2 protein-coding genes and 1 pseudogene are annotated in these 2,420 nt (G+C 74.5%); 2 read left to right on the top strand and 1 reads right to left on the bottom strand.

Annotated elements, in window-relative coordinates; translation table 11 throughout:
- Window positions 1-54: 54 nt before the first annotated feature.
- Window positions 55-1,017 (bottom strand): ABC transporter substrate-binding protein, encoded by a 963-nt coding sequence (locus tag ACFU6K_RS36840; protein WP_380670680.1) that lies wholly within the window; start codon window positions 1,015-1,017, stop codon window positions 55-57.
- Window positions 1,018-1,107: 90 nt separating this feature from the next.
- Between ACFU6K_RS36840 and ACFU6K_RS36835 the strand changes: the two genes are divergently transcribed.
- The gene (locus ACFU6K_RS36835; RefSeq protein WP_380670678.1) at window positions 1,108-2,106 is read left to right on the top strand and encodes a FecCD family ABC transporter permease; all 999 of its coding nucleotides are present in this window, start codon (window positions 1,108-1,110) and stop codon (window positions 2,104-2,106) included.
- Between the two features lie 8 nt (window positions 2,107-2,114).
- Window positions 2,115-2,420 (top strand): annotated as a pseudogene (locus ACFU6K_RS36830) (hypothetical protein); the annotation flags it as partial.

Below are 2,420 nucleotides of genomic sequence, written 5' to 3'. Positions count from 1 at the left end.
GTTCCGGTGACGGCCCTTCGGAACTCCGGGGGGGGAATTCCCCGGCGGGGGCGGCTACTTCGCGCCGAAGGCCTTCTCGATGTCCTCGACGACCTTCTCCGCCGCGATCGGGCCGGAGCTGCTGCTCCACACCTGGCCGTCGACGCCCGTGAGCTGGTTGGTGCCGACGGCCTTGAGGCGGGTGAAGGCCTCCTGCTTGCGGGCGGTCTCCAGGGCCTTCTCGCCCTCGGCGTTCAGGGTGGCGACGAACACCCGGTCGGCGTCGGCCTTGTTGAGGTTCTCCAGGGACAGCGGGTCCGAGTGGGGCTGGGCGCCCAGGCCGTCGGCGATCGGCATGGTGCCGGCGCCGGCCTTCTTCAGCAGGTCGCCGGGCATGTTGGTGGTGTTCATCACGATCGGCCCGTTGGGCATCCAGCGCATCACCACGGCGCTGCCGCTCTTGCCCTCGCCGGCCTTGGCGGCGCGCTTGTCCAGGGCGTCCAGCTTGGCGGCCAGGTCGTCCTTGTGGCCGAGCGCGTCGCCGTACACGGCGAGCACCGCGCGCCAGTCGCCGGCCTTGGGGACGATGGTCGGGGCGACCGCCGAGAGCTTGTCGTACTGGGACTTCTCGATGCCGGAGGAGGCCAGGATGAGGTCCGGGGTGGCCTTCAGGATCGCTTCGAGGTTGGGCTCCTTGACCGTGGCGACCAGCGGGATGCTGTCGGCCTTCAGGTAGGCGGGGGCGGTGGTGCCGCCGCGGCTGGAGCTGGTGCCCACCGGGGTGACGCCGAGGGAGAGGGCGGTGTCCAGCGAGGTGTCGCCGAGCGCGACGACCCGCTTGGCCTCGGCCGGGACCTCCACGGCGCCGAAGGCGGTGTCGATGCTGCGCTTGCCGCCCTTCGCGGCGGCGGCGGACGAGGAGCCGGAGTCACCCGCGGACCCGCCGGACCCCGAGGAGCCGCACGCGGTCAGGCCCAGGGAAAGGGCGCCGACCACGGCCGCGCCGAGCAGGGTCTTGGTAAAGCGGGTGCCAAGCATGGGTGTTCTCCGGGAAATGGTAGTTTACGGGCGAACCGTTTTTCTGAGGTTAGCCTAACCATACGTAAGGCCCTGACGGGGAGGCCCGGTGTGACATTCCGATCACTCCTGCTGCGCGGACTGCTGCCCGCCGGCGCGATACTGCTGCTCGCCGTGCTGGCGAGCCTGCTGCTCGGCGCGGGCGACGTGGGACCGTCACGGGCGCTCTCCACCCTGCTCGGTGACGGCGACTCCGACTCCCGGTTCACCGTGTTCCACCTGCGCGCCCCGCGCACCGCGGTGGCCCTCGCGGTGGGGCTCGCGCTCGGCGTGGCCGGCACCGTCCTCCAGGCCGCCGCCCGCAACCCGCTGGCCGAGCCCGGCCTGCTCGGGGTCAGCACCGGCGCCTCCTTCGCCGTCGTGATCGCGATCGTGCTCGGCGCCAGCGCCGCCAGCGTCGGCCCGTACGTCGCCGTGCTGGGCGCCGCCGCCGGCTGCCTGCTGGCGCTCGGCGCGGCCCGGCTGCGCGGCACCGGCGACGACCCCGTCCGGCTGGTGCTCGCCGGCGCGGCGCTGAGCGGGCTGATGAACGCCGGCTCCTCCGTGCTGCTGCTCTCCGACGCCCGGGCCGCCGACGAGATCCGGTTCTGGACCATCGGCTCGGTCGCCGGCCGCGGCACCGACCAACTGCTCGCCGTACTGCCGGTCCTGCTGCTCGGTCTGGTGCTGGCGCTGCTCTCCGGCCCGGCGCTGACCGCGCTCAGCCTCGGCGACGACGTCGCCACCGGCCTCGGCCACAAGCCCCGCCGGGCCCGCGCCCTCGCGGTGACCGCCGTGGCCCTGCTGGTCGGCGCCGCCACCGCGATCGCCGGACCGGTCTCCTTCGTCGGCCTGGTGGTGCCCTTCGCGGCCCGGGCCCTGGTCGGCCCGGACCTGCGCCGGCTGCTCGTCGTCTCCGCCCTGCTCGGGCCGGCCGTCGTGCTGCTCGCCGACGTGGCCTCCCGGCTGGTCGCCCGCCCGTACGAGATGCCGCTCGGCGTGATGACCGCCCTGTGCGGCGCCCCCGTCCTGGTCGCCGTCGTCCGCTCGCACCGAATGCCCGCGCTGTGAAGGCCCCCGTGAAGGCCCCTGTGAAGACCGCCGCGGAGAACGCCGTGGCACCCGACGGCCCCTCGGCCGCGACCCGGCGGCCGGCGCCGCCCGTGCCGCCCGGCACCCGGCTGCTCGCCCTGGGCGGCCGCTCGGTGCTCGTCCCGGTCCGGCCGCTGCTCGGCTGCACCGTCCTGCTGCTCGTCGTGGTCGCGGTGACCTCCGTCTGCCTGGCCGTCGGCGAGACGAACCTCGACCCGGTGACCGCCCTGCGCGCGGCCCTCGGTGACGGCACCGCGCGCGACGTGCTGCTGGTGGAGAAGCTGCGGCTGCCC

The organism is Kitasatospora sp. NPDC057512 (assembly GCF_042802135.1).
Lineage (GTDB): Bacteria > Actinomycetota > Actinomycetes > Streptomycetales > Streptomycetaceae > Kitasatospora.
The sequence above is the reverse complement of the archived record's forward strand: the minus strand, read 5'-3'. Positions and strand labels throughout refer to the sequence as shown.

Bases quoted from the DNA above. Each gene is read 5' to 3' on its own strand.
- ACFU6K_RS36840 (WP_380670680.1), bottom strand. From the start codon at position 1,017: ATGCTTGGCACCCGCTTTACCAAGACCCTGCTCGGCGCGGCCGTGGTC.